Source organism: Paenibacillus sp. FSL R7-269 (assembly GCF_000517865.1).
Taxonomy (GTDB): domain Bacteria; phylum Bacillota; class Bacilli; order Paenibacillales; family Paenibacillaceae; genus Paenibacillus_AQ.
In genome coordinates, this window is sequence record NZ_ASPS01000040.1 from 24,227 (window position 1) to 46,292 (window position 22,066).

A 22,066-nucleotide genomic window follows, 5' to 3' on the forward strand; every position below is an offset into this window, starting at 1 on the left:
CCCTGCGGCTAAAGCCTTCCCGGGCGGGGCATACTGGAGGTATATACTACCTTCAGGAGGCATATAGATGGCAATACACTATGTATGCAGGCACTGCCGGACGTTCTTGGGAAGCATTGGCAGAAGCGATATTACAGAGATGCAGCTGGGGCTGCAATCCTTGACCCCTGCGGAGCGCAGAGATATAATAGCGTATGATTCAGAAGGCGAGATTACGGTGAAGGTGACCTGCGATTACTGCAAGCAGGCGCTGGATAACAACCCTGAGCTCAGTCTGCTGGCCAGTCCGCTTCAGTAAGGTGGAAGCGCCTGTCTCTATCGTCATCCGCAAGCCTTGGCCTTATCCGCTGAGGCTTGTTTTCGATTCCAATTATAATAGGTGACAGCGGCGCTGCTGCTGTCAGCCTGTTTAGTAAGAGAGGTGCACCTGTTGTTACAAGGTCTTATAGAAGCTTTTTCCAAGGATACTGATTTCCAGTCTGTCACCCGTGGCATCGCAGCAGGTATGAAGGAACAGCTTATCTCCGGTCTGTCCGGCTCGGCCAGACAAATCATGCTGGCTGCCCTGCATGAGGAGACGCAGCGTCCGCTGCTGGTTGTGACCCATAATATGTTCTCAGCCCAGAAGATGGCTGATGATTTACAGGAAGCGCTTTCCCCGGAACGGGTGCTGCTCTACCCGGCGAATGAGCTTGTGGCGGCTGAGGCCGCTGTCTCAAGCCCGGAGACGCTGGCCCAGCGGATTGATGTACTGACGCGCTGCGCCCAAGGCTTCCGTGGAATTGTAGTCGTTCCCTACTCCGGCGTTCGGAGGCTGCTACCCGCTCCGCATGTCATGGCTGAAGCCCAGCTTACGGTTTCGCAGGACGGAACCTTGCCACTGGATGACTTCCTCATGTCCATGATTGAGATGGGCTATGAGCGGGTGGAGCGTGTAGAGAACCGTGGTGAGCTCAGTGTACGCGGCGGTATTATCGACTTCTATCCCATGACCTCTCCACTGGCTTACCGGGTGGAGCTGTTTGATGATGAAGTAGATTCCATCCGCACCTTCGACCCTATGGATCAGCGCTCCATTGATAAGGTCCGCAGTGTGAAGATTACACCGGCCAAGGAGATTATATTCGATCAACTCCGCCAGGATGCGGCTTCTACCGCTGCGTCTGCGATGCTGGAGCGGCAGCTTGAGAAGATGAGTGACCGTCAGGCCAAGCTGCGTCTGCGTGAGGAGATGGGCCGGGAGCTGGAGATGCTACGGCAGGGCACCTATTTCCCGGAAGTCTATAAATATATCAGTCTGCTCTACCCTGAACGCATTCATCTGTATGATTACATGGCTCAGGATACTTTGCTTGTCCTGGATGAGCCGGCCAGACTTCTGGAGACCGCCAAGCAGCTGGAGCGTGATGAGTCGGAATGGAATATGCACTTGCTGCAGAACGGCAAAACGCTGCCTGAGCTGCAGCTCTCTGTTGACAGCGATGTTATTATGTACCAGCGTCCGTTCCAGAGCCTGTTTATGTCGATATTTCTGCGTCAGGTTCCGCATATTCAGCCACAGAATATCTTAGGCTTCATCAGCCGCGGAATGCAGGACTTCCATGGCCAGATGAATGTGCTGAAATCCGAGATGGAGCGCTGGCACAAGTCCGGCGTGAAGGTTATCATGCTGGCGAACGGCGAGGAGCGGACGGAGCGTATCCGCCGGGTACTGGATGACTATGGCATTGAGGAGCCGACGATCCTGCAGGGCAACCTGGGTTCCGGCTTCGAGCTTCCTTCGATTCATCTCGCGGTGATCACTGAAGGTGAGATGTTCTCGCAGAAGCAGCGTAAGGCGCGGAAGGTCTCCAAGGGCATTGATAATGCCGAACGGATAAAGAGCTATACCGAGCTGAAGATCGGGGATTATGTGGTTCACCAGAATCACGGGATCGGTAAATATATGGGTATCGGGACGCTTGAGGTCAGCGGCATCCACCGCGACTATATGCATATCCTCTATGCAGGAGGCGACAAGCTCTCTGTTCCAATTGAACAGATTGACCTGATTCAGAAATATGTCGGCTCGGAAGACAAGGAGCCGAAGGTATATAAGCTGGGCGGCAATGAATGGACCCGGGTTACCAGCAAGGTGCGGAGCTCGGTTCAGGATATCGCCGATGATCTGATCAAGCTGTACGCAGAGCGCCAGAGCGCGCTTGGCTATGGCTTCGAGAAGGATACGCAGGAGCAGCACGAATTCGAAGAGATGTTCCCGTATGAGGAGACCCGTGACCAGTTGCGGGCGATCGAAGAGATCAAGAAGGATATGGAGCAGAACCGTCCGATGGACCGGCTGCTCTGCGGCGATGTAGGCTATGGCAAGACAGAGGTGGCGATCCGGGCTGCTTTTAAATCTGCAATAGAGGGCAAGCAGGTGGCGGTGCTCGTGCCGACGACGATTCTGGCGCAGCAGCACTACGAGACCTTCCGCGAGCGCTTCGCCAATTATCCGCTGAATATTCAGGTGCTGAGCCGTTTCCGCAGCCGCAAGGAGCAGAATGATACGATCAAGGGAGTACGCCAGGGAACAGTGGATGTCATTATCGGCACACACCGGCTGCTGTCACAGGATCTGGTCTTCAAGGACCTCGGCCTTCTGATTGTCGATGAAGAGCAGCGTTTCGGCGTGACCCACAAGGAGAAGCTGAAGCGGCTGAAGACCAATGTTGATGTATTGACTTTGACGGCTACACCGATTCCCCGCACGCTGCATATGTCGATGCTCGGGGTGCGTGACTTGTCAGTTATTGAGACACCACCGGAGAACCGCTTTCCCGTACAGACGTATGTGGTGGAGCATAGCCAGACGCTGACCCGGGAAGCTGTGGAGCGCGAGCTGGCCCGTGGCGGGCAGGTCTACTATCTGTACAACCGTGTACAGGGGATTCAGGAAATGGCGGCGCAGATCTCCATGCTGGTGCCGGAGGCAAGAGTGGGTATCGGGCATGGACAGATGTCGGAATCGGAGCTTGAGAAGACGATTCTCGACTTCCTGGACGGGGAGTATGATGTGCTGGTCAGCACCAGTATTATAGAGACGGGTGTCGATATTCCTAATGTTAATACCCTTATTGTTCATGACGCTGACAAAATGGGCCTGTCCCAGCTCTACCAGCTGCGCGGCCGAGTCGGCCGTTCCAACCGGATTGCTTATGCCTACTTCACCTACCAGCGCGATAAAGTGCTGACAGAGGTGGCTGAGAAGCGTCTGCAGTCCATCAAGGAATTCACAGAGCTCGGGTCCGGCTTCAAAATTGCTATGCGCGATCTCTCCATCCGGGGAGCAGGCAATCTGCTGGGGGCGGAGCAGCATGGCTTCATCGCCTCGGTTGGCTTCGATCTGTACTCACAGATGCTGGCGGAGGAAATCCGCAAACGCAAGGTGAGCGTGCTGGGCGAAGAGGATACTTCGCTTAAGCAGGGGAATACGGTCATTGATTTGTCGATTGACGCCTACCTTCCTTCCGAGTATATTTACGACAGTATCCAAAAAATAGAAATCTATAAAAAAGTGGCTGCAGTTGACTCCTTCGAGGATGCCTCCGAGCTTGAAGATGAGCTGCTGGACCGGTTCGGCGAATTGCCGGAAGCCGTTATTAATCTGCTTTCTGTGGCCCGGCTGAAGGTATACGGCAAGCTGTACGGCATGGAATCCATGGTCCGGCGCGGGGATGAGGTCCTGCTTAATTTCCACGAGGGCAGCCTCGGGGCCTTTGATACGGCAAAGCTCGCCAAAGTTGGTAATAGCTTTGAAAGGCGTGTACAATTTGATAAGGATGCCCAGGCAACAATTCGGATCAAAGCTAAGGATTTAGGTGATAAGGAGCTGCTAGATGTGCTGGAGCAATTCCTGACGGCAGCCAAACAGTCTTTAAAATCGAAGGGAGAATTACACAATGTCGTTAAATAAAAAATCCTGGAAGGTACTGGTGGTCTCGCTGACCGCAGCCCTGTCCTTCTCCATGCTTGCTGCCTGCAGCAATAAAAGTGATGATACTGCGGTGGCAACGTATAAGGGCGGAACCATTACCCAGAAGGAATTCAATCTGGATACCCGCGTAATGAAATTCCTGTCCCCCGAGCAGGCGCAGTATCTGGAGATTGATATGTTCAAGGAGTCCATCCTGAAGCAGGAGGTCGCATTCGAATACCTGGCGGACAAGGCCACGGATGAAGCGAAGAAGGCTGCGGAGAAAGAAGTCGATACACAGATCGGCTCGATCAAGACTGCGCTGGGCGACAAATACAAAAGCACGCTGAAGGAACAGGATCTGAGCGAGTCGGACCTGCGTTCCTATATGCAGCGTGTACTTACCGTATATCAGGACATGCTGCTGAAATTAACGGACGAGCAGGTCAAGACCCATTATGAAGCCACCAAGGCTGATTATAGTGTGGCTACGCTGCGCCATGTCCTGGTTGGCCTTACTGATAGCGCCGGCAAGGAGCGGACGGATGCCGATGCGCTGAAGCGCGCTCAGGAAGTGAAGGCGAAGCTGGATGGCGGTGCGGACTTTGCTGCCGTTGCCAAGGAATACTCGGATGATACCAGCACGAAGGAAACCGGCGGTGAATATAAGGACAAGGCTCTGGTAGATTATGTAGCAGAGTTCAAGGCTGCGGCCCACAGTCTTCCGCTGAATACGATCAGTGAGCCGGTCAAGACTACTTACGGATATCACATTATCAAGGTGGAGGCCCGCAAGGACACTACCTTCGATACGCTGACTGCCGACCAGCTCAAAGCCTTGAAGAACGCTGCGGCTTCTGCCAGCCTGGAGACCTTCCTGGAGAAGGACCTGGATAGTCTGGAGATTAAAATCAATCTGCCGAAGAGCTCTGCTGCTGCAGGCAGCGCGGGAGCCACAGCTACACCAGCTCCTGCTGCGGGTTCTGACACGCCAGCCGCTACAGATGCACCGGCTGCTACAGAAGCTGCAAAATAAATTTAGGCTGGACAAGCCGCCGGATGCGCCACGCATCCGGGCGGCTTTTTTAAAAGAATTTATATGTTTTGGGCTCCCCGCAAAGTACCTGAGTCATCATCCAAGCTAAAGCCCCACTTTGTGGGGTTATTTTTTGTCGATACAGAAGGAACCGGGAAGAATGGTGTGGTGGTATAGAAACCCCCGTTAGTGATCATAACTGGAATGATGCGGGACCGGGGCGTTCTCATTCTGCATGAACAATTATATGCGGGGTGACGGATGTATAAGGAACTGGGAAGAGATGAATACTATGGTCAGATATTACGATAAATCACTGGGATTAACCATTCCCATAATGGACAGTAGTTGGACCATACTTCTTAAGAAAGCGGGGCAACATGTGAAATGAAAGCTACTGGTATTGTAAGACGTATTGATGACCTCGGACGAGTTGTTATCCCCAAAGAGATTAGACGCACATTGCGGATTCGTGAGGGCGATCCTCTGGAAATTTTTGTAGACCGCGATGGTGAGGTTATACTGAAAAAATATTCGCCGATTGGTGAATTGGGCGATTTCGCCAAGGAATATGCAGAGTCGCTGTATGAAGGAACAGGGCATATTACCATGATTACGGATCGGGACACGTTCATCGCGCTCGCCGGCGGCTCCAAGAAGGATTATCTGGAGAAGCAAGTGGGTGTACTGCTGGAAAAGGTAATGGAAAGCCGTAAAACGATGCTTGAGAACAATGCAGGCAGCTATGACATCAGCAAGGACCACACGGAGCTGTTATCCACGTATGTGGCAGCGCCTATTATCTCCGGAGGAGACCCCATCGGCTGCGTAGTGCTGCTGAATAAGGATGATTCGGTCAAGATGGCCCAGATGGAAGTGAAAATGGCTGAGACAGCCGCTGCCTTCCTGGGCAAGCAAATGGAGCAGTAATCAGCTGGTGCTGGAGAGCCCCGCTTTTCCTTTGGTTATGATAACCTTAAGGGAATGGCGGGTTTTTGCTGTGGAGGCGGTCCCTCAGGAATGTATGCATGGCCATTTACACTTCTTCCCTTAGATAAGTTATAATATAGAAATTCATTTGCTTAGGTTAAAGCAAGCTCTATATTATGGCAGTTATGGCTGTAGAAGCAGGTAAACGATGACATCCAATACTCAAGGCTCGAAGCTGCTGCAGGGCGCTTTTATTCTTAGCGCGGCAGCTATTTTCTCGAAACTGATCGGTACGCTCCAGAAGATACCGCTGCAGAATATGGGCGGTGACGCCGCGTTCGGCATCTACAATACGGTCTATCCGCTGTATACCATTCTGGTTACGGTGGCGATGCTCGGGCTGCCTGCCGCCATCTCGCGGTTCGTGGCCGAGGCCTCGGCGGCACAGGACACGCAGAAGGGGCGGCGGGTGCTGCTGCTATCAGCCGGAATTACGGCGGCCAGCGGCCTTTTGCTCGGCATTCTGGTCTACGCCGGGGCTCCGCTCATTGCGGTATGGGTCGGCAGCTCCCATATTGTCCCTGCTCTGCGCAGCAGCGCCTGGGGGCTGGCGGTGGTACCGCTGATGGCGGCACTGCGCGGCTACTTCCAGGGGCTGCATAATATGATGCCGACCGCCGTATCACAGGTGGTCGAGCAGTCTGTCCGCGTGGCGGTCATGATCGCACTTCTGCTGTATCTGACGGGCGCTGGCGCAGATGCGGCAGGAATTGCTGCCGGTGCGATGCTGGGGCCCGCTGGAGGCGGTATCGCCGGTCTTGGCGTAATGCTGCTGTATTGGCGAGGCCACCGCCGGGACTTGCAGGACAGGCTGCCCCAAGCTTCGTTTAAGAACAGAACAGCATCAGCCGTACGAAGTGCTAAGCAGGGCGTTCCTGCCCGCGAGCTGTTGGCCTATGGCCTCCCGGTGATGCTTGGCGCACTTGCGGTTCCGTTAATCGGCCTCGTCGATGTCTTCACAGTTCCCCGTCTGCTGGCGGGGAGCGGGAGCAGCGAGACGGCGGCGATGGCCCAGTTCGGCATCTATAACCGCGGGCTGCCGCTCGTGCAGATCGTAACGATGCTGGCGACCTCACTCTCGGTCGTCTTCATTCCGGCGCTGGCCGAAGCGAAGTACCAGCGGGATGAGGCCTTGATCCGCACGCGCACCACGCTGTCGCTGCGCTGGTTCTGGCTGCTCGGGCTGGCCGCCTCCGTAGGCCTGGCCGTGCTTGCAGAGCCGGTGAACACGGCTCTGTACGGGGACGCCGCCGGCAGCGGCGCGATGACCTGGCTGGCCTTCACCGCCGCAGGCGGTACGGTCAGCATCATCTCCGCCGCGCTGCTGCAAGGCCTGGGCGCCGTGCGCGCGCCGGCGCTGCATCTCTTGGCCGCCGCTCTGCTCAAGGCGGCCCTCAACCTGCTGCTAGTCCCGCAGCAGGGCATTACCGGTGCGGCCATCGCCGGCGTGGCCGCACATCTTTTCGCAGCAGCGCTGAACGTGCTGCTGCTCTACCGGCAGGGACATCTGCGGCTGCGCGCCGCAGATGTCCTGCTGAAGCCCGCGGCGCTGCTCGCGGGCCTGGGGCTGGTTGCCGCAGCCGTGAGCCACGGCGCAGCCAGGGCGGCAGACGCCGCCGGCTTCGGAGGCGGGCGGACCGCGGCCCTGGCGCAGAGCCTGCTCGGCGTGCTCGCAGGCTGCGCCGTCTTCGCACTCGGCGCAGTGGCGCTGCGGCTGCTCAGCGAGAGCGAGCTGCGCCAGCTTCCGGGCTTCGGCCCCCGCTTGGCGGACAAGCTAAAAAAGCTGCGCCTGTTCCCTTAAGGCGCTGACCATACATAGCGCAGCCGCCTCTGCGCATAGCAGAGGGCGGCTGCCTGGAAGGAGTAGACTGGCATGAGCGCAACATTAACGATCGTCGGCCTGGGCTCCGGGAATCCGGACCGGCTGACACTGGGCATCATCAAGAAGCTGAAGGCGGCCTCGGCCGTATACGTGCGGACCGCAGAGCATCCTGTTATGGCTGCACTGGCGGAGATGGAGATCGCCTGGGAGTCCTTCGACGGGCTGTATGAGACGCTGTCGTCCTTCCCTGAGGTCTATGAAGCCATTACGGCAACGCTGATCGAGAAGGCTGCGGCCGCTCCGCAGGGGACGGAGATTGTCTATGCCGTGCCGGGGCATCCCATGGTGGCCGAATCCGCTGTCTCCCTGCTGCGCGGGCGCTGCCCGGAGGCAGGCATTGAGCTGAATATCCTCGGCGGAGAGAGCTTCCTGGATGAAGCGTTCGTCCGTCTGGGCTTTGATCCGATTGAAGGCTTCCAGCTGCTGGATGCCTCTGGTATCCGTAGCTCCCAGCTTCACCCGGAGCTGCATACCCTGATCGGGCAGGTCTATGACAGCTTCACCGCATCTGAAACCAAGCTCTGCCTGATGGAACTGTACCCGCCTGAGTATGAGGTGATCGCTGCACATGCGCTTGGTGTGGAAGGCGAGGAGCAGATTCTCCGTGTGCCGCTGTACGAGCTGGACCGGCTGGACGGCTATGGTAATCTGTCACTGGTATATGTTCCGGCGAGCCGTGCGGATGAAGCGCGTAACCGCACCTTTGCCCGGCTGCATGAAATTGTCGATATTCTGCGGAGCCCTGAGGGCTGTCCCTGGGACCGTGAGCAGACGCATGAATCCTTGCGCAAAAATCTAATCGAAGAGACCTATGAGGTGCTGGAGACGATTGACGAGGATGATCCGGACCATATGAAGGAAGAGCTGGGCGATCTGCTGCTCCAAATTATGCTGCACTCCCAGATGGAAGAAGAGCTGGGAGCCTTCAGTGTCTACGATGTCATTGAGGGGCTGAATGAGAAGCTGCTGTTCCGCCACCCGCATGTCTTCGGTGATCAAGCGGCTGGCAATGCCGAGGAGGCACTGCAGAACTGGGAAGGGATGAAGGCCGAGGAGAAGCGGCGCAAAGGCGTGGAGCCCGAAGCCCTGTCCGCACTTAGCGGGGTTCCAAGGGATCTGCCGGCACTGATGAAGGCGTACAAGCTGCAGAAGAAGGCATCTAAAGTCGGATTCGACTGGGACAATACCAGCGATGTGCTGGCTAAGATCCGCGAGGAGATTGACGAGCTTCAGGAGGCGATTGAGACGGGACAGTCTGCCGGGGAGCAGATGCTGGAGCTGGGCGACCTGCTTTTCGCAGCCACCAATGCGGCCCGCTTCATTGGAGCCGATCCGGAAGAAGCACTGACCCGCACCAACCGTAAGTTCGTAGCCCGGTTCGAATATATTGAGCGGCGTCTGCGCGATAAGGGGGTCCGGCTGGAGGACAGCCCGCTCGAAGAGATGGAAGCCCTCTGGCAGGAAGCCAAGGCGGAAGAGCGGAAGCAATAGATTCTAGAATTATAGTCTTCTGCAGTATATCCCGCGCGGTTCACGGCAATGCTGTGACTACGGCGCTAATCTCTGATTTGAAATGCAATGAGAGGTTTATAATGTTATAGTGCTATATGCCCCCATATCCTACGCAAGATGTTACTTTTTCAAAAAAAACGGCGGAACGTGGCAGGAATTGAGGGTGGAATCCAGAATATCATAAAGACGAAATGACGATTTGCCGTGATTTTCCGGTAAACCTGATTTTCATTTATTTTTTGTATCCTAGGAGGAACTTCAAATTATGAACAAGACAGATCTGGTAAACAACATTTCCGAGAAAAGCGGATTGGCCAAAAAAGACGTAGAAACCGTACTCAACGGAGTTCTGGGCGAAATTACAGAAGCTCTAGCAAGCGGAGATAAAGTACAGCTGATCGGTTTCGGTACTTTTGAAACGCGCAAACGTTCCGGCCGTACCGGCCGTAACCCGCAATCGGGCGCACCTATCGAAATTCCTGAATCCACAGTGCCGGCCTTCAAGGCAGGCAACAAGCTCAAAGAAGCCGTTAACTAATGCGACTGGACAAGTTCCTGAAGGTCTCCCGTCTGATCAAGCGCCGCACCGTGGCCAAGGATGTGTCCGAACAGGGCCGCGTGTTGATCAATGGACGGGAGTCCAAACCAAGCAGTACGGTGAAGATCGGTGACGAGATTACCGTGCAGTTCGGCCAAAAGCTTGTGACGGTCAAAGTGGAAAAGCTGGTGGAAACTACCCGCAAGGACGAGGCCGCCGGAATGTATACCCTGCTCCGTGAAGAGCCGGTTGTCAAAAGTACTGGACTCGATTGGTAGTAGATCATCGAAGTGTAAGGTTAAGAGGTATTCCCAAAGCCGGAAGACGGCGGAGCGGAATACCTCTTTTTTCTTCTTTTAACCGGTTCTATACCCTGTCCTTCCTTCATAGATTAGAACCAAGAAGGAGGGGTACATGCTATGATCGAGCCAGCCAAAGTGAGCAAACAGCATGATCTGCACATGCGCAGCCGCAAGCAGATTGAGCTTACCGGTGTGCAGAATGTGGAGAGCTTTGATAGCGAAGAGTTTCTGCTGAGTACAGAACTCGGCCAACTGACTATACGGGGTACTCATTTACATATCAAGAATCTAAGTCTGGAGAATGGAATGCTGTCCCTTGAAGGCAATGTTCATTCCCTGATTTATCTGGACCCCGGGACGCAAGGCAAAAATAAAGGGATTCTCCGCAAGCTGTTTAAATGAATCCCTCCGTACAATGGATCACCCTGCTATATATGATTCTGGCCGGCATTGCCATGGGACTGGCCTATGACAGCTACCGGGTGCTGTCGCAGAAGCTGAGGTTTCCCCGTTGGCTGAATGCGCTGCTGGATCTGCTGTACTGGATAGGGGCGGCCCTACTGGTCTTTCGCATGCTTTATGCCGGAAACCAGGGACAATTGAGGTTTTATGTCGTTCTTGGCCTCTTTCTAGGTGTATGGATCTATTTTTTGATCTTCAGTATTACGGTGCAGCGTTTTGTGGTAAGGTTAATTCAGTCGGTTCAGTATGTATGCAGGATGTTATGGCGTTTCGTTACCATAGTCATCGGAGGTCCGATTCTCTGGCTGTGGCGCCTGGTTAAGGGAACAGTGCTGCTGCTCGGCCGGGTCCTTCTTTATATTTGTAAGCTGCTGCTGCGTCTAACCAAGCCAATCTGGGTACTTCCTGTAAGGTGGGCCTCTCCGTATACATCCCGGTTCGTTCATAGCGCCCGGATCGTGAGAATCACCGAGTGGATATCAGGGTGGCGGAAGCGCTGACCTTGAACCCTGGAACTGGAGGTAAGCTGAATGAACAGATTCTCTGCGGAAGAGAAGAATACGAACCACAATGCTTCGGCCGCAGGCGCGAAGAGAAGAAAGTTTATATGGATTCTTGTGATGGCTGTTTTCTTCGGCTGGGCCGGATACACTTTCTTTGCCCAGAGCGCAGCAATCGCCGACAAGAGTGAACAGCTCGCCCGTAAGACAGAGAACAGTGAGAGTGTAACAGCTACGCTGAATCAATTGAAATATGAGGTCTCGCGGCTGAATGACGATGAGTATATCGGACAATTAGCGCGTAAATGGTACAATATGTATCCTGCAGGGGAATCACCTATCCGTACCGAGCAATCCGGGCAATAAAAGCAGGCGAAAAGAGGCTTACGCTGTGTTGCCTTGCTTTGCTCTTTACTGTATAATCAAATCACCGCAGACAGGATGGACATTATATTCGTCTGTATATTTTTAAGGGAGGATCATTTTATTCTATGGCAATTGAAGTGGGCACCAAGTTAGAGGGCAAGGTGACAGGCATCACGCATTTCGGAGCATTTGTGGATCTGTCAGGAGGTGTCACAGGTCTCGTTCACATCTCGGAGATCGCCGATAACTACGTCAAGGATGTTAACGATCATTTGAAGATTGCGGATGTAGTAACCGTTAAGGTGATCAATGTTGACAAGGACGGCAAGATCGGACTTTCCATTAAGCAAGCCGTTGATAAGCCGGCATCGGAAGTACGTCCCCCCAGAGCTCCAAGACCTGAACGTCCAAGCGGTGGAGACCGTTTCGGCGGTGGTGGCGGCAGTGGCGGAGGCGGCGGTGGATTCAATCGTGAACGGGGTGGGCGTCCATTCAAGCCTGCAGCCGGTAAACCTTCATTCGAGGATAAAATGTCACGCTTCCTGAAAGACAGCGAAGAACGGATATCTTCGATCAAGAAGAACACAGAAGGAAAGCGCGGCGGCCGTGGAGCCAAGCGCGTATAATCTGAGTCTTGCACATCATAAATAAACCGCTGGGGCGCTTACGCCCTTCGCGGTTTTTTTGTGTTTGTGCCCGCGGGCCGAATGTAGGCGAAAAACCGACTACAATCGGCAACGTGGAGGCGTACGGACCAAATGTAATCGGAAAACCGACTACAATCGGCAACGTGGAGGTGTATTGACCAAATGTAATCGGAAAACCGATTACAATTTGCTCGCAACGCAGAGTATGAGCAGCCCAGCGCGCCCCAGCTCTATACCGCGCGCCCCAGCTTCCGGCTATTTTTGTCGGTACCCGGCAAATTGCCGACAGCATCCATGCCATTCTCACATAACTCTAGGGCAATCGCTGACGAATGTCCGCGCGGGCATTACCTGCAACCGGCAGTGCGACTGCGGCAGTCCGCAGCCAATCTTTTACCCCGTACGGGATTGGGAGGCTTTTCCGCAGAATGTCGGGACAGGCTTTTTTGTCGGAAATTTTTTACAGATTGCTCTCCGTTTCTGACAAACTTTCTTAAGACCCCCGCTATATAATGAGAACCATAAAATTCATAAACGGGTGGTGCAGGGAATGAGTAAAAGCAATGTGGTGAATTTGCCGGAGTGGACAAGAGCAGGAAGCAAAGACAAAAATCAGAAAGAAGCCTTAGGTACACGCCTTACGGCGTGGGGCACCAAGCTGCCGGTTGTCCAGTTCATCGCGGTCAAGAAGTGGGTGCTGCTGCTTAGCCTAATGGGCTTTTTGCTGGGACGGGCTATGATCCTGGATGAGCTTACCCCGTTTGCTGCTGCTTATTTCGCCGTCATTGTATTTATGCGCAGGGATTCCATGCTGCCTGTGGCCGTAGCCATCGTGCTCGGCAGTCTCTTCACACCGTTTCCGGGTGCCATCGTGGTTGCTGCGGAGCTGATTATTTTTTACCTGATCTATAAAGGGCTGGAGAATTTCCAGCGGGTGGATCTGTCTTATGCCCCGCTGATGGTGTTCGTGGCTACTTTTATGGTGGGATTGTTCCAGGTCGTCATCGGTCCTTCGCTCACATGGTATCCGCTGATGATGGCAGCCATTGATGCCATACTTGGGTTCGTGCTGACGCTTGTATTCCTGCAGGCGCTTCCTGTATTCACCTATAAGCAGAAAAGCAGGGCACTCCGCAATGAGGAGGTACTCTGTCTGATCATCCTGCTGGCTTCCGTCATGACCGGCCTTGTTGGCTGGACCATTAACGGTCTATCGCTGGAGCATGTGTTATCAAGGTTTCTGATTCTGATCTTTGCCCTGGCCGGAGGCGCGCCGCTTGGTGCTGCGGTTGGCGTAGTGACCGGGCTGATTCTCAGTCTGGCCGATATCGGAGCCATCTATCAAATGAGCCTGCTGGCTTTTGCTGGGATGTTGGCAGGCATGATGCAGTCCGGACGCAAAGGGGCGGTCTCGATCGGGATGCTGCTGGGATCAACGATCCTATCCGTCTATTTCATGGGACCGGGCGATGTCATGAATTCTACTTGGGAGACCTGCGCAGCCATAGTGCTGTTTCTTCTAACACCTAAGGGGATGATTACTGCCATTGCCAAATATGTACCAGGCACGGCCGATCACAGCCGTACCCAGCATGAATATGCCCGGAGGGTCCGGGATATTACAGCAGACCGGGTGACCCAGTTCTCACAGGTATTCCAGCAGCTCTCCAGCAGTTTCGGGCAGATTCCCCGGGCCGCAGAGGCGGGCAAAAGCGACCGTGAGATGGAGGACTTTATGAATACGGTAACAGAAGGAGCCTGCGCCGGGTGCATCCGGCGGACCCACTGCTGGGATGCCAAGTTCTATCAGACCTACAGGTATATGACGGACATGATGACCACGGTCGAGGAGTGCCCGGACATTACCGCTGCCCAGCTGCCGCCGGAGTGGAGCCGGATCTGCGGCAGGACGGGGGAGGTTCTTGAGGTGATGAAGGGCCAATATGAGCTATACCAGCATGATATGCGCTGGAAGCGGCAAATATACGACAGCCGCCAATTTGTGGCCGAGCAATTATCCGGCGTCTCGCAGGTCATGGAGGACCTGGCGAAAGAGATTAAGCGGGAAGGGCAGGCGATGTACCGGCAGGAGAGCCAGATCCGGGAGGCGCTGGAGAAGCTGGGCCTCTCCATTCACAGCATTGAGATCCTGAGTCTCGATCCCGGCCGTGTGGAGATTGAGGTTGTACATGCCTACACCCGGGGCTTCGATGAATGCCGCAAAATGATCGCTCCGCTGCTCTCGGATATTCTGGAGGAGAATATCGCAGTGGTCAGTGAGACTGCCATCCATCCACGCGAGGGTCTGTCGATGGTGACCTTTGGCTCGGCCAAGGCTTATGAGATAAGCTCCGGCGTAGCTGCCGCCGCCATGGGAGGCGATATGCTGTCGGGGGACAGCTTCAGCACGGTGGAGCTGGGTAACGGTACCTTTGCCGTCTCTATCAGTGACGGAATGGGCAACGGGGAGCGGGCCCGGATGGAGAGCAGCGCTGCGTTATCCATGCTGGAGAAGCTGCTGCAATCGGGAATGGATGAGAAGCTGGCGGTGAAATCCGTCAACTCTATTCTGCTGCTGCGCTCCCCAGATGAATTCTATGCGACAGTAGATATGGCGCTGATCGACCAGTATTCTGCACAGACCATCTTCATGAAGATTGCTTCTGCTCCGAGCTTCATCCGGCGGGGCAGCGAGGTGATTCCCGTGACGGCCAGCAATCTGCCGATCGGCATCATCAAAGACATCGAGGTGGATCTGGTCACCATGCAGCTTCGTCCCGGCGATATCCTGATTATGATGACCGATGGTATTTATGATGCGCCCGGATATGCCGTTAATAAGGAGATATGGATGAAGCGTCTGATTCAGGAACTGGAGGGCGATGACCCGCAGGATATGGCGGACGAGCTGCTGGATAAGGTAATCCGCTATCAGGGGAATGAGGTCCATGATGATATGACCATCGTGGTCAGCCGTGTGGATCATTACCATCCGGAATGGTCCAGCCTGCATATGCCTGGCGTCGGCCGGATGGAGCGCCCGCGTACGGTTAGCTAACCAGCTAGCCATTGACCTGACAACTAATTAGTCTATTGAGTGAGTAAGCTGGAAATGTTGCACATAATGCAGCTTGACGCTGAAGATACCCCGGTACTTTAGTGGATTGTTGCATAAATTGCAATATTCTTTCGGCTAATTGACTTACGGGGGGAGGAATCCTGCCTTTTGTGCAACATATTCCTTACCAGGAGGGATTATTGAGAGGAATGTTGCATTTTAGGCAGGATTATTGGATTCGGAGCTGGAGAAAGAGTAGGAGGCTGTAGGCAGAGTAGGGGACTGGTGTAAGTGCATGAAGCATGAGTAACAATATGAGTTAGAGTAACAGTAACATTCAAGGGCCGAGTGCACAGTCAGTGCTGAAAGGCGGGTGTCTTTAAATTATTCGGCGGGTGCATTCCAGCCACTCGCCAGCCCTTGCTCCGCTCCGTTTCAACCGCTGCTGGTTAGGGGGTTGAAGGGTAGGGTTTGAATAACATAGTAAAATAAACGGAACGGAGAGAATTTTGGAGCCGCAGAAGCGTCAGCGTTCGCCTTTGTCTTCCGATTTCAACCGCCAGCCGCGGTACTATAATCAAGAAATCGGAAGACAACAGCGATCGGAGGCCCAAAAGTCTCGCAGAGACTCATTTTTACGTAGTATTTTCAAATCAACTTCCAGTGTCCAGCGGCGTTTGAAATCTCTCTACCTTGGCAATGCTAGTAACTAGACAAGGAAGGGAGGAACGGTCATGAAGCAAATTCTGCTGATCACGGACGGTTGTTCAAATGTGGGGGAGAGTCCGGTGCTGGCGGCTGCACACGCCCGTCAGGAGGGCATCACGGTCAATGTTGTGGGGGTTGTGGATTATGGAACCATCGGTGAGCTGGGCAGCCGTGAGATTGCCGATATTGCCAAGGCAGGGGGCGGTATCAGCCGGATCGTGGGAACCCCGCAGCTGGCCCAGACCATTCAGATGATGACACGCAAGACGGTGGTTCAAACCATTCAGCAGGCGGTTAATAAAGAGGTGCAAAAAATTCTCGGCGACGGCTCGCTGGCGGAGCTGCCTCCGCAGCAGCGTTCGCAGGTGGTTACCGTGGTCGATGAGCTGACCGAGATATCGCCGCTGCGCATAGCGCTGTTAATTGACGCAAGCGCGAGCATGAAGCCGAAGCTTGGCGCGGTAGAGGACGCCATCCGTGATCTGGCGCTTAGTCTGGAGGCCCGGGAAGGGCGCAGCGAGATTGCCGTGTTCCATTTTCCCGGCCGCTCAGGCAGTGAGGATGCCATGCTGGATATCGACTGGACCCGGAATGTGTCCGAGGTCCGCTCCCTCTTTTCCAGACTGAAGATGCGGGGGGCAACGCCGACCGGACCGGCTATTTTCAAGGTGCTGGAACATTATCGTTATGATAAACTGGAGGAACATCGTAATTATCTTCCAGGGGAAGATGACGGGGCAAGAGAAGGGATGATTGATGGGTATGTCGTCTAATCCATCCTATCCGGCAGGCACAGTGATTACCGGCAAATGGCGGGGGAACCGTTATGTCGTGGAACGTGTGCTGGGGAAAGGGGCAAACGGAACCGTATATCTGGTGCAGCGGGAAGGCCGACGGGAGCGGTATGCGCTTAAGATCGGATACGATACGCTGGAGCTGCAGTCTGAGATTAACGTGCTGACCTCCCTGCAGTCCTGCCGCAAACGCAGAGAGCACCGGGCACGCAAGGAATCGCCGCTATCCTCCTACCTGCTGGAATCGGATGATTTCAAGGATCGGGACCAGGCGCCCTTTTATGTGATGCGCTATGTGGAAGGAAGGCCGCTGCATCATTTCCTGTCCAGGAATGGTGCCTCCTGGCTGGGGCTTGTCGGAATGACGATTCTGGAGAAGCTGCAGACGCTACATGAGTGCGGCTTCGTATTCGGAGACCTGAAGCCGGAGAATGTCATGGTATCCAGCTACGGGGAAGCCGAGCTGATTGATTACGGAGGGGCAAGTCCCATCGGACGCAGCGTGAAGCAGTTCACCGAATGGCATGACCGCGGATTCTGGAATGCCGGCAGCCGGACAGGTGACCAGAGCTATGACCTGTTTGCTTTTGCCGTCCTGTGCCTGCGTCTCCTTAATGAAGAAGGGCTGAAGTCTGCCGCCCAGCAGCTGCCGCAGACAAGGAGCGTAGAGGAGCTGATGAAGCTGGCCCGGGAGCTGCCGGACAAGAAACTGTCCTCCTGGCTATGCCTCGCGCTCAAAGGCGGTTTCCCCGGTTCTGCGCAGGCTGCGGAGATCTGGAGAAGCCACATCTACAGAGGACGGAAGACCGGACATGAGACGATGGCGACCCCGCGCTGGCTCAAAAATGCGTTCGCGCTGTCTTTATTTCTGCTGGCATTCACGCTATACTGGGTTTTCCGTTTCTGATAATTAATTGTATGCTGTAATCGTACATAATCACCAAGATGCTGACCGCCGGATCAGGCCGTGTTAGGGATGGCAGGAAAGGAAGCCCCTATGGAGCACAGGAAGGAACTGGTGGAATCCGTAATGGAGGCTGCGGTTGAATATGAGCTGTGGGCGCCTCATGACACCATTGTAGTCGCAGTTTCCGGAGGGCCGGACTCTGTGGCTCTTTTGCGTATTCTGCATGAGATCTCCCAGACCCGGATGCCGCTGACGCTGATATGCGCCCATGTCAATCACGGTTTCAGAGCCGAATCGGCAGAGGAAGCAGAGCTGGTCCGGACCCTCGCGGCAGAGCTGGGCGTTCCCTTCGAGCTGGGCGAATTCGATATTCCATCCATCATTAAGGAGAGCGGGCTTGGCCCGGAAGGCGCTGCACGGGAGAAGCGTTACCAGTTCCTGATCGCAACCGCACACCGTTATCAGGCGCGATCGGTGGCGCTGGCCCATCATGCAGACGATCAGGCCGAGACGGTGCTTATGCGGCTGCTGCGGGGGAGCGGGCCTTCGGGCCTTGCCGGCATGCGCTGGAAACGGACTGAAAAAAAGGTGGAACTCATCCGCCCCTTCCTGCGTATTAACAAAACGGCTCTTGTCGGCTTTTGCCGGGAGGAGGGCCTGGCCTATGCGGAGGATGCGACAAACCTTCTGACGCAGTACAAGCGGAATGCAGTTAGGCTGGAGCTGTTGCCTGTGTTGGAGCAGCATAATCCGAGAGTGAGACAATCGCTTCTGCAGCTGGCTGAAATTGCCTCGGCGGAAGATGAATATATGGAGGCGAATGCGGCAAAATGCTTTGATGAGCTTGTTTTCACCGAGCATGGAAAATACACCTTGAAAAGAGCTGCCTTTGCGGCCATACCCTCCGCTTTACAACGGCGTTTGATTAAACTAATATTAAATTATCTGTCGGCGGATTCATCATTCATGGATTTTTCCAAGATTGAAGCAGTACGCCGGGGAACGCTGCAGGAATACCCTACCGTCTGGACGCTGGATATGGGTGGCGGTTATGTCTGCGTGCGGCAATATGATACCATTGTGTTCTCGTCCAAGCCCTTGACCCGGCAGGTAGGCTATACATACCGGCTGTCTTTGACTCATCCCCGGATTAAGCTTATGGAGATAGGAAAGGTTATGACGATGAGGGGGCTTGCGGGGGAAGTTTTTTCTGCACAGGAGGAGGATTACGGGAAGAACTCGGCTTGGTTTGACTGGGATGATCTTGTCCTGCCGCTCACCATTCGTTCCCGGTTGCCTGGAGATACCATAAGGGTTATGGGATTAAACGGAAGCAAAAAGGTAAAAGATATTTACATTGATGATAAAATACCTTCTTCCGAACGGCCTGCAATTCCCCTCGTATGTGATGCACTCGGCAATATCGTCTGGATTCCGGGCGTAAGGCGCTCGGTGCATGCCGCAGTTGGGCGGCACACGGCCTCGGTTCTGCTCCTGACCCTGGAAGACCTGGAACAGGGCGAAGAATCGTAATGGCCGAAGTAAGTCTTTCATAAGTATATCTTAGGAGGTTCGCAAGTTGCAGAATGATATTCAGGAAATCTTGATCAGCGAAGAAGAAATTCAACAAAGAATCAGGGAGCTTGGCGCCCAGCTGAGCAAGGAATATGCAGACCGCACACCTTTAGTGATTTGTGTACTCAAAGGTGCGTTTATTTTTATGGCGGATCTGGTTAAAGTGATTACAGTACCCGTTGAAATGGACTTCATGGCGGTATCCAGCTACGGCGGTACAACTAAATCATCCGGCGTAGTCAAAATCATCAAGGATTTGGACACATCGGTTGAAGGCCGTGATGTTCTGATTGTCGAGGACATTATCGACAGTGGCCTTACACTCAGCTATCTGATTGACATGCTGCAGGGGCGCAACGCTGCTTCTGTCAACGTAGTCACTCTGTTCGACAAGCCGTCAGGCCGTGCAGTGAATCTTGAAGCCCAGTATACCGGCTTTGTGATTCCTGATGCATTCCTCGTAGGCTATGGACTGGACTATGCCGAGCTGTACCGGAACCTCCCTTATGTCGGTGTACTGAAGCCTGAGATTTATACCAAATGAACTACCCGACAGCCTTAGATCTACGGATCACTTTTCTGGATTTCCTGACAATTTGAGGAGTCCGGTCAGGCTATGGTACAATAACTTGAGCGTTGCGAGAGGAGGTAGGGGATGAATCGGTTCATCCGGAATTCTGGTTTTTATTTGATTTTATTTTTAGTCGTGGTGGGCATAGTCCAGTTTGTAAGCAATGGAAATGAATCCGCCGATCTCCCTAGATATGACGAGTTGCGGCAGGAGATCTCGAACAATAATGTGAAGAGCATGACGGTTCAGTTTGAGGGGAATGCATTTCTGGTTACTGGCGAATATAGAGAGCTGCCACCCGAGGCTAAATCGAAGAATTTCTCCACTTATGTTCCTCCTACAGACCAGGCCCTTGATGAACTTGTGGCTGCAAGCGATAAGAACGGCGTAGAACTGAGCCAGAAAAAAATGGAAGGTGACAGCATCTGGCTGACATTCCTCTCTTCCATGATTCCACTGGTCATCATGTTCATCCTGTTCTTCTTCCTGTTCAATAATGCACAGGGCGGCGGCGGCAAGGTGATGAACTTCGGCAAGAGCAAGGCCCGGTTATATAATGAAGAGAAGAAGAAGATCAGCTTCGAGGATGTTGCAGGGGCTGATGAAGAGAAGCAAGAGCTGGTTGAGGTTGTTGAATTCCTTAAGGACCCCCGCAAATTCGCAGCGGTGGGTGCCCGGATTCCGAAGGGGGTACTCCTTGTAGGTCCTCCGGGAACAGGTAAAACCTTGCTGGCCCGTGCAGTTGCAGGGGAAGCAGGCGTTCCGTTCTTCAGCATCTCCGGTTCCGACTTCGTGGAAATGTTCGTCGGTGTCGGCGCATCCCGCGTACGTGACTTGTTCGAGAACGCGAAGAAGAACGCACCTTGTATTATCTTTATTGATGAGATCGATGCTGTGGGACGTCAGCGCGGCGCAGGACTTGGCGGCGGACATGACGAACGTGAACAGACCCTTAACCAATTGCTCGTTGAAATGGACGGCTTTGGCGGCAACGAAGGCATTATCATTGTCGCGGCTACCAACCGCGCAGATATTCTTGACCCGGCGCTGCTCCGTCCGGGCCGTTTCGACCGTCAGATTACGGTTGACCGTCCAGATGTGAAGGGCCGTGAAGCTGTACTGAAGGTTCACTCCCGCAACAAACCGCTGACTAAGGATGTAAGACTTGACGTTATCGCCAAGCGTACTACCGGCTTCACTGGTGCGGATTTGGAGAACCTGCTGAACGAAGCGGCATTGCTTGCTGCACGCCGTAACCGCAAGGACATTACGATGCGTGAAGTGGATGAAGCGATTGACCGTGTCATCGTCGGTACCGAGAAGCGCAGCCGCGTCATCAGTGACCGCGAGAAACGGATTGTCGCTTATCACGAAGCAGGCCATACCATTGCCGGCTACTTCCTTGAGCATGCTGATGTGGTTCACAAGGTTACGATTATCCCGCGTGGCCGTGCCGGCGGATATGTCATTATGCTTCCTAAGGAAGACCGGATGATCGTTACCAAGCAGGAACTCTTGGATAAGGTTACCGGATTGCTTGGAGGACGTGTTGCTGAAGAATTATTCATTGGTGAAATCGGCACAGGCGCTTATAGTGACTTCCAGCAGGCTACGCGCATTGTGCGTGCGATGATTATGGAATATGGGATGAGTGATAAGCTCGGGCCCTTGCAGTTCGGCGCAACCCAAGGCCAAGTCTTCCTGGGCCGGGATATCGGACATGAACAGAATTACAGCGATTCCATCGCTTATGAGATTGATCAGGAAATGCAGAACCTTATCCGCAGCAGCTATGAGCGCTGCAGAGATCTGCTGACTAAGCATTCCAAAGAAATGCACCTGATTGCCAACACCCTGCTTGAGAAGGAAACGCTGGAACTTGATCAGATCGCAGAACTGATTGAGAAAGGCTACCTGAGTGAGGATGGTAAGCCAGAAGAAGGCGATGCTATTACCAATGAAGCGGGCGAGCCGATTATTGATTCCATCGGTGATGTGCGTGTCCGGATTCAAGGTAAGAATGACGAAGAGTCCCCATTAGACCTGTCTAAGGATATTCCGAACAAGCCGGACCCTGAAGAGGGCAACGGACCGGATGACGGGAATAAGGGTGGCGGAAGCCTAATCTAAGCTGTACCGTAGGAAATTGTGTAATCTAGTCCGGAGAACCACTGGTTCTCCGGGCTTTTCTTTTACAATATAAGAATGTATAGGTTTCACATGGTAACTTGTCCTCCGGTTTCGCTCTGAAACAGAGCACCCG

At 54.0% G+C, this 22,066-nt stretch carries 18 protein-coding genes; all 18 read left to right on the forward strand.

Annotation, left to right across the window (positions count from 1 at the left end):
* The first annotated feature begins 67 nt into the window (after positions 1 to 67).
* The 18 genes from C162_RS18640 (at position 68) to ftsH (ending at position 21,933) form a co-directional block, all read left to right on the forward strand.
* The gene (locus C162_RS18640; RefSeq protein WP_036696405.1) at positions 68 to 298 is read left to right on the forward strand and encodes an anti-sigma-F factor Fin family protein; all 231 of its coding nucleotides are present in this window, start codon (positions 68 to 70) and stop codon (positions 296 to 298) included.
* A 132-nt stretch (positions 299 to 430) separates the two neighbouring features.
* Complete coding sequence (gene mfd / locus C162_RS18645) at positions 431 to 3,955, forward strand: transcription-repair coupling factor (RefSeq protein WP_036696407.1); 3,525 nt, start codon at positions 431 to 433, stop codon at positions 3,953 to 3,955.
* On the forward strand, positions 3,942 to 4,991 hold the full coding sequence (locus C162_RS18650) for a peptidylprolyl isomerase (RefSeq protein WP_036696411.1): 1,050 nt from the start codon (positions 3,942 to 3,944) through the stop codon (positions 4,989 to 4,991). Before mfd ends, C162_RS18650 begins: the two co-directional genes overlap by 14 nt.
* Before the next feature lie 387 nt (positions 4,992 to 5,378).
* A complete protein-coding gene (gene spoVT / locus C162_RS18655; protein ID WP_036696414.1) occupies positions 5,379 to 5,921 on the forward strand; it encodes a stage V sporulation protein T in 543 nt (180 codons plus the stop codon).
* A 208-nt stretch (positions 5,922 to 6,129) separates the two neighbouring features.
* Positions 6,130 to 7,782, forward strand: coding sequence for a putative polysaccharide biosynthesis protein (locus C162_RS18660; protein WP_036696417.1), 1,653 nt, complete (start codon positions 6,130 to 6,132; stop codon positions 7,780 to 7,782).
* 72 nt (positions 7,783 to 7,854) lie between these two features.
* Positions 7,855 to 9,354: a nucleoside triphosphate pyrophosphohydrolase gene (gene mazG / locus C162_RS18665; protein ID WP_036696420.1), complete on the forward strand. Its 1,500-nt coding sequence runs from the start codon at positions 7,855 to 7,857 to the stop codon at positions 9,352 to 9,354.
* Between the two features lie 286 nt (positions 9,355 to 9,640).
* Positions 9,641 to 9,913, forward strand: a complete 273-nt coding sequence (locus tag C162_RS18670; protein ID WP_036696423.1) for an HU family DNA-binding protein — start codon at positions 9,641 to 9,643, stop codon at positions 9,911 to 9,913.
* On the forward strand, positions 9,913 to 10,191 hold the full coding sequence (locus C162_RS18675; RefSeq protein ID WP_036696426.1) for an RNA-binding S4 domain-containing protein: 279 nt from the start codon (positions 9,913 to 9,915) through the stop codon (positions 10,189 to 10,191). The genes C162_RS18670 and C162_RS18675 overlap by 1 nt, the downstream gene beginning before the upstream one ends.
* A gap of 141 nt (positions 10,192 to 10,332) precedes the next feature.
* Positions 10,333 to 10,617: a sporulation protein YabP gene (yabP, locus tag C162_RS18680; protein ID WP_036696429.1), complete on the forward strand. Its 285-nt coding sequence runs from the start codon at positions 10,333 to 10,335 to the stop codon at positions 10,615 to 10,617.
* A complete protein-coding gene (gene yabQ / locus C162_RS18685; RefSeq protein WP_036696431.1) occupies positions 10,614 to 11,177 on the forward strand; it encodes a spore cortex biosynthesis protein YabQ in 564 nt (187 codons plus the stop codon). The genes yabP and yabQ overlap by 4 nt, the downstream gene beginning before the upstream one ends.
* Positions 11,178 to 11,207: 30 nt before the next feature.
* Complete coding sequence (locus C162_RS18690) at positions 11,208 to 11,543, forward strand: FtsB family cell division protein (RefSeq protein WP_036696434.1); 336 nt, start codon at positions 11,208 to 11,210, stop codon at positions 11,541 to 11,543.
* Between the two features lie 125 nt (positions 11,544 to 11,668).
* The gene (locus C162_RS18695; protein WP_036696437.1) at positions 11,669 to 12,169 is read left to right on the forward strand and encodes a S1 domain-containing RNA-binding protein; all 501 of its coding nucleotides are present in this window, start codon (positions 11,669 to 11,671) and stop codon (positions 12,167 to 12,169) included.
* Positions 12,170 to 12,740: 571 nt separating this feature from the next.
* Positions 12,741 to 15,248, forward strand: a complete 2,508-nt coding sequence (gene spoIIE / locus C162_RS18700; protein ID WP_036696440.1) for a stage II sporulation protein E — start codon at positions 12,741 to 12,743, stop codon at positions 15,246 to 15,248.
* A 734-nt stretch (positions 15,249 to 15,982) separates the two neighbouring features.
* Complete coding sequence (locus C162_RS18705) at positions 15,983 to 16,729, forward strand: hypothetical protein (RefSeq protein WP_036696441.1); 747 nt, start codon at positions 15,983 to 15,985, stop codon at positions 16,727 to 16,729.
* Positions 16,719 to 17,657: a serine/threonine protein kinase gene (locus tag C162_RS18710; protein ID WP_442792452.1), complete on the forward strand. Its 939-nt coding sequence runs from the start codon at positions 16,719 to 16,721 to the stop codon at positions 17,655 to 17,657. The genes C162_RS18705 and C162_RS18710 overlap by 11 nt, the downstream gene beginning before the upstream one ends.
* A 90-nt stretch (positions 17,658 to 17,747) precedes the next feature.
* Positions 17,748 to 19,190 carry a tRNA lysidine(34) synthetase TilS gene (tilS, locus tag C162_RS18715; protein ID WP_036696447.1) on the forward strand — a complete coding sequence of 481 codons (1,443 nt, stop codon included), beginning with the start codon at positions 17,748 to 17,750 and terminating at the stop codon, positions 19,188 to 19,190.
* Positions 19,191 to 19,236: 46 nt separating this feature from the next.
* A complete protein-coding gene (gene hpt / locus C162_RS18720) occupies positions 19,237 to 19,776 on the forward strand; it encodes a hypoxanthine phosphoribosyltransferase (protein WP_036696450.1) in 540 nt (179 codons plus the stop codon).
* Between the two features lie 111 nt (positions 19,777 to 19,887).
* The gene (gene ftsH, locus C162_RS18725; RefSeq protein WP_036696453.1) at positions 19,888 to 21,933 is read left to right on the forward strand and encodes an ATP-dependent zinc metalloprotease FtsH; all 2,046 of its coding nucleotides are present in this window, start codon (positions 19,888 to 19,890) and stop codon (positions 21,931 to 21,933) included.
* Positions 21,934 to 22,066: the final 133 nt, after the last annotated feature.